Source organism: Bradyrhizobium sp. (assembly GCF_049586575.1).
In the GTDB taxonomy this organism is placed as follows: Bacteria; Pseudomonadota; Alphaproteobacteria; order Rhizobiales; family Xanthobacteraceae; genus Bradyrhizobium.
This window is the reverse complement of the sequence record NZ_JBAVCF010000607.1, coordinates 1-6,455: the sequence shown is the minus strand read 5'-3', so window position 1 is coordinate 6,455 and position 6,455 is coordinate 1. Positions and strand designations below refer to the sequence as shown.

Sequence of the window (6,455 nt, the reverse complement as noted above, 5' to 3'; positions counted from 1 at the left end):
GCCGGACAAATCCTAGTAGACGAGCCATCGAAAGAATTTGACGGCTATCCAGCCGACCCCAACTAGCCACAAACAGGTAGCCATCCCGCTCAAGGCAATCCACGCCCATGATAGCCCGCTACGGAATCGTCTATCCGTCCCCGGTTTGGACGGGGCATTGTCGTTGAATGCCTTTTCGGTTTCGTTAGATGCCGTTCCGGCTTGATGTGCCATATCCCGTTTTGGTTGTATCGTTCGGTTGCTCATGGGCTTTGATCCGGGGCACAGCAGAACTCGCGATTCCGAAGCGGTACTGGCAAAAGGTCGGTTTTCCGGTGTTCGAACGATCTGAAAAATTCAATGCTCCGCCGGTAGATAGAGCTCGGCCTCTGCCCGCGCAATTAGGTCCTTCGGTTAAGCTAACCGGTCAACCTTACCCGCCCCAAGTGTTACCTGGTTCACAGACGCCGCGAACTTAGCGGACTACCTTGAACTGAACTCAGAAGATGACCAGAGGAAGACCATGCTATCGCCGCCAAACGAGAACTGCATTGAAGTGCTCCGCGCAAGGTATGCGGAATTGCTTCGACTGCGTGAGTATGTCGGACGGCTGGAAAAATCTTCACAAGGAAGACGCCCCCAACTGATGGAATGATGGAGGGCGTCGAAGGCGGCAGGAAACTGTTGATCAACGCCATGACTAAGCAGGGATCAAATACCAATTATCGAATGATCTGAAGTTGGAGGGGCTGGACGCGGCCTCGCTCCCATGAAGCGCATTTTCGATCTTCGTACTGCCGCCGGTCCCTTTTCCAGGCGCATCCGATGACCGTTCGATTGTCGGCACCGACAGCTCAAAGCCAAAGAGCCCGATCCAAATCAGCCCGTGGAGTGCGAGCCACTCCACTTTATTATTAACCACCGGATTCACAAACTCGCCTAGCTGCGACCCGAATTCTGCCGGAAGCGCCGGGCAGGATAACACAAGCGGCTGCAGAGGTGGGCACCTTTGTACTGCACCGCAATAATCTGGGAAGCAGCTATCAGCTTCATGAAAAATTAAGAGGTGAAGCAGGACTTTAGCTGCGAAGGGGCTCCGCGATGCTGGCAATCTCGATGATCTGTTTGCTGTTTGGGGCCGTGCTTGGTCAGCGATTTACGGTGCTCGTTCTTGTACCGGCCATGGCTGTCGTGATGGTCCTTTCGGTTGGAGCCGGGTGGACTCATCCACAATCCGCTTGGTGGATCGTCAAGATGGCGGGCGTAGCAGCGATTTGCCTGCAATGCGGCTATTTTGCCGGAATTATCATGCGGCATTTCCTGATTGAAAGGCCGTCACAATCGTTGCCGCTTACAGAGGCCGAGCCCTCAAGACCCCATCATGCCGCACGCTGACGGCCGTTTAGCTGCAGAAGGTCAAAGAGCCTACGCGCAACCTACAAAAAGACCTGAGAGGTGGAGCTGCCTTGTCGAGCTCTAACGTACCCCGTGGGCGTCGCCCGCCTGCACGCGGTGTAGCGTTGCGTAGCGTCCACCCTTACTGATCAGCTCTTCGTGCGTCCCGTCCTCCACCAGGCGGCCACGGTCGATGGTAATGATGCGATCGCTGCGCCGTACGGTCGACAGACGATGGGCGATGACAAACACCGTTCGCCCCTGAGCAATACGCTGCATATTGTCCTGAATGATACGCTCACTTTCGTAGTCGAGCGCGCTGGTGGCCTCATCGAAGATCAAAATGCGAGGATTGGTCACCAGTGCCCGGGCGATAGCAATACGCTGACGCTGGCCGCCTGAAAGGCTGGCGCCGCGTTCACCCACGACGGTGTCATAGCCTTCCGGGAGCTCCAATATGAAATCGTGCGCGCCGGCTAGCTTCGCCGCTTCGACCACCCGCTCAATCGGCATCGCCGGATCGGGCAGCGCAATGTTGTCGCGGATTGACTGGTTGAACAGCACGTTCTCCTGTAGCACCGCACCAACCTGGCGGCGCAGCCATGACGTGTCGACCATCGCCAAGTCAACCCCGTCAACCAGCACGCGACCGCGTTCGGGGATGTAAAGTCGCTGAATGAGCTTGGCCACCGTGCTCTTGCCCGAACCCGAAGGACCGACGATACCGATGACCTGCCCGGCCGAAACGCTGAAGCTGACGTCGTGCAGAATTTCCGGCCCGTCGATGCGATACCGAAACACGACGTGGTCGAAGGTAACGTCGCCGCGAATAGCGGGTAGCGCGGCGCGTGCCGGATTGAATCTGGGCTCCGGCGCCGTATTGAGGATATCGCCAAGCCGTTCCACCGAAAGCCTTGCCTGATGAAAATCCTGCCAGATCTGGGCGAGCCGCAGCACCGGCTGGCTTACTCGGCCTGCCAGCATGTTGAAGGCCACAAGCTCACCCACCGTCAGCTCGCCGGAAATGACCAGGCGGGCTCCGAAATACAGGATCCCCGCCATGACCGCCTTGTTGACGAATTGCACGCTGTTGCTGGCGGTATTGCCGAGCCGCAGGACACGAAAGCTCGCAGCCACATAGCCGGCAAGCTGCTCTTCCCAGCGTCGCTGCATTTGCGGTTCCACCGCCATGGCCTTGAGCGTCTCAACGCCGGTGACGCTTTCCACCAGAAATGCCTGGTTTTCGGCACCGCGCTTGAACTTCTCATCGAGAAGTTGGCGAAACCGCGGAGTCGCGCCGGCAGAAATCCCCACGTAAAACGGAAAACCAGCAAGGACGACGAAGGTCAACAACGGCGAGTAAACAAGCATCACGCCGAGGAAGACGAAGGTGAAGAATAGGTCGATAACCAGCGTCAACGCCGAACTGGTCAAGAACGTCCTGATGCTTTCCAGTTCACGCACGCGCGCGACCGAATCGCCGACCCGGCGGGTCTGAAAATAGGCGGTGGGCAAAGCCAGCAGGTGTTGGAAAAGCCGCGCGCCGAGTTCGACGTCGATGCGGTTGGTTGCGTGCGAGAACAGGTATGTCCTCAGAATGCCAAGAATGGTCTCAAAAAGCCCAATACCGAGCAATCCGATCACCAGCACATCGAGCGTACCGACGCTGCGATGGACCAGGACCTTGTCGATGACGACCTGAAAAAATAATGGCGAAGCGAGAGCAAACAGCTGTAGGAAGAACGACGCGACCAGCACCTCGCCCAGTTGGTGCCGATATTTGTGGATCGCGCCCAAAAACCAGGTGACGTCGAAACGGCGCGTAAGCTCAGCTAAATTGGCGCGCCGGGTCATTAGAATTAGGCGGCCATCCCAGATGGCCTCAAGATCGCCCCTGGTCATCAATTCCGGGCGCGGCGTCTTCGTCGACTGCACGACGACCTTATCGTCGCCAACCTTGCCTAGCAGGAGAAACCCGCCGTCCTTGAGCACCGCAATGGCCGGCAGTGGGGTTTTCGCGAGGCGCTCCCAGTTTGTTTTCACCTCGCGTGCTTTGAGACCAAATTCCCTGGCGCATCGGACCATCTCGGCGGTGCCGATCGTATCGGTCCCCGACTGGTGCCGAACTTGCGCGGGATCTGCACCCACCCCGTGAAAACGCAGCAGCATGACGAGGGCCGTGAGACCTGGATCATTCGGCCCGGGTGTTTCCGAACGTACCGTCATTCCGACTTTGACTTTCCCCTGATCCACCACAACGACGCCCCGGTGGATTTTAAATTGCTAGCAATATTTTCTATACTTCTAAACCCCTTAGCCATAGTTTAAGCGGAACTTTCAAGCTACTGGATTTCGTTTGTCGCCCCACGCAACTGCCTACCCTTGGATACAATCGTAAGACTACACAATCAAGAGTGGTTCGGGGATATGCTCGTTTGGGCCAACTAAAGCCCTGATCTTCCGGTTGTTTAACCTCATCGCCTCAAAAAGGGGCGATAGCTTGACGTTTTAGGTAGGATTTCATGAACGCGGAGAAGAAGATTTTGCCTTTCCGAACCGGTCCCAAGCCGCGGGACCGCGAGGAGCTTGAGTTTCTGCCGGCTGCACTGGAAATCGTTGAAACGCCGCCCTCCCCCCTCGGTCGGGCAATCGGCGTTACCATTATAGGCCTATTTGTGCTGGCCCTGGGCTGGGCCAGTATCGGGCACGTAGATATCGTCGCCACCGCGCCCGGGAAAATTATTCCAAACGGCTACAGCAAGGTGATTCAACCCTTCGAGACCGGCGTCGTGCGCGCCATTTTGGTAGCGAACGGCCAGAACGTAAAAGAAGGAGACGTGTTGATCGAACTCGACTCCACCATCAATGAAGGCGAGATCAATCACCTCAGGAGTGACTTGCAATCGGCGCAGCTTGACATTGCTCGCCTTCGTGCCGCGCTAACCGATACCGACGATCCGCTTGCTGCCTTCCATCCACCGGAAGGAGCTGATCCGGCTCTCGTTGCGATGCAGCGCCAATTTTTGGTCGCCCAAGTTTCCGAGCACCGGGCAAAGATCGCGGCCCTGGATGGACAGCGGGCTCAAAAGGAAGCCGAACTTGGCACCATTTCCGCGACGGTCGACAAGCTCGAGGCAGTCATCCCTACCATTGAGGAGCGCGTCAATATCCGCAAGGCGTTGAGCGAATACTCGTCTCGGCTGCAATACTACGAAATCCTGCAGCAGCTGACCGAAAGCCAGCAGGAGCGATTGGTCCAGAAGAGTCACCTAAAGGAAGCGAAGGCGGCGGTCGCGGCCATTATCGAGACGCGGGGCCAGACCAACGCCGAGTACCGCCGGACACTTTTCGGGGAGCTGACCGAGGCCGAGCGAAAGGCTGGTGGCCTCGCAGCAGATCTGTCAAAAGCAGAACAGCGCACCAAACTTCAGCAACTGACCGCACCAGTCTCGGGGGTGGTCCAACAGTTGTCCATCCACACCGTCGGGGGAGTCGTGACGCCGGCGCAATCCCTCGCGGTCGTCGTGCCAAGTGACAGCAAGCTCGAAATCGAAGCGATGGTAAGTAACCGCGATGTTGGTTTCGTTCACGCAGGTGACGAAGTAGAAGTCAAGGTCGATACTTTTGACTTCACTCGATATGGATTGCTGCATGGTCGGGTACTGAACATTTCTTCGGATGCCATCGTTCGCGATAATCCTAACGACAAATCGAATGAAAAGCAGGCCGGTTCGACGACCACCACCAGCGACCTCAACGGACAAGAATTGACCTATGCGGCAAGAATTTCAGTCGACCGCACACAAATGCAGGTTGAGGACAAGAAGGTAAACCTTTCACCCGGAATGGCTGTAACCGCTGAAATCAAGACAGGATCGCGGAGGATCATCAGCTACCTGCTCTCGCCGCTGGTCAGATATAAGCAAGAGAGTCTGCGCGAGAGATGAAATCGGGACGATCGCGGTCATTCATTGAGGATTTGTCGTCGACTCCTGCAAAACCTCATTAGAAGTGCTTGCTCCCGGCGTCGATTGCACCGGCTTGGCTGCAGGCTTCTTACGCGGCTTCGTCCGATCAACCGCCGTCGCCAGAGGCAGGGCTACGTCTGTATTCAGCCTAGAGGAACTGCCGCCAACGCGAGGCACGTGCGGCGCCAATCGTGTCGTCGATGGAACAGTGGCCGTCGTCTGCGGTACTGGACTAGCCGTAGAAGGGGCTTGCCCTGGCAAACCGGCTCGCGGCCGCGCGAGTGCTGCCGCCGGAGGAGCGGTTTGCACTGGGGTTCGAACATAGCTTGCGTAGTGCCAAGTTTGAAACGTCAGGCCCGCTGACGCCAGCGTGAACATTGAAGGAGCCCCCAACGACCCTACTTTGCTATCCGCGATAGAGGTTTGCGAGAGGCCGGCTCGTGTTGTGGCCGCTACAATGTCACTGAACCACTGTGGCCTCGCCGGTACTGCCCGCGGAGCGTCCGCAAAACGCGACGTGCTTTCGCCAGCAGTCTCCCGATTCTCACTTATTGCGCCCTTGTTTTTTCCTAGTGGTGCCTCGTCAGCTATCCGACTTGAGGACCGCGCTTCATTCGCAAGATCATGCGTACCGCCAACATCGCCGGAAATCGAAATCGAGGGCGACGTTTCAGCCCGCCTTGCTGGGCTGCCTGGCACGTCGATTGCCGGCCTTATAACCCAAGCTTCGCGCACGTTAGTGGATGGATTTGGTAATGCCTTTACTTCCGGTGTAATGCGGAGAGAAGTCTGTAAAGGCAGGTTTAGGACTGGAAGTGCATGGCCGGCAGAGGACGGAGCCGGCGACTGCAGGTTCAGAATTTCTTTTGGCGGCGGCTGCAGAAAATTAGCCGGAGTCGGCGGCGGCGGTTCGAATCCGAATGCTGGATCATCCAAAAACAGTGCTGGACGCTGGACATATTCCAGTTCGTCCGGCAATGGGGGCGGTACGTCGTAATCCATCCGTACGAACTTTGAAGTCGACGTGGTCGCTGCTCCCAGCTGTGTCAGAAGGCGGTTTGCTTCAGCGGTGTGAGGGCCAAGCGGATAAATTTCCAGATAGGACCGGTAGGC

3 protein-coding genes are annotated in these 6,455 nt (G+C 57.1%); 2 read left to right on the top strand and 1 reads right to left on the bottom strand.

Annotated features, from left to right (window positions below; translation table 11 throughout):
* Window positions 1-1,080 precede the first annotated feature (1,080 nt).
* Entirely contained in the window at window positions 1,081-1,374 is a 294-nt protein-coding gene (locus WB528_RS22530) for a hypothetical protein (protein ID WP_423890822.1), read from the top strand.
* An 81-nt stretch (window positions 1,375-1,455) separates the two neighbouring features.
* Here WB528_RS22530 and WB528_RS22525 read toward each other — a convergent pair whose 3' ends face one another.
* Window positions 1,456-3,600, bottom strand: a complete 2,145-nt coding sequence (locus WB528_RS22525) for a type I secretion system permease/ATPase (protein WP_423890820.1) — start codon at window positions 3,598-3,600, stop codon at window positions 1,456-1,458.
* 296 nt (window positions 3,601-3,896) lie between these two features.
* Here WB528_RS22525 and WB528_RS22520 point away from each other — a divergent pair, with 296 nt between their 5' ends.
* On the top strand, window positions 3,897-5,321 hold the full coding sequence (locus WB528_RS22520; protein ID WP_423890818.1) for an HlyD family type I secretion periplasmic adaptor subunit: 1,425 nt from the start codon (window positions 3,897-3,899) through the stop codon (window positions 5,319-5,321).
* Window positions 5,322-6,455 lie beyond the last annotated feature (1,134 nt).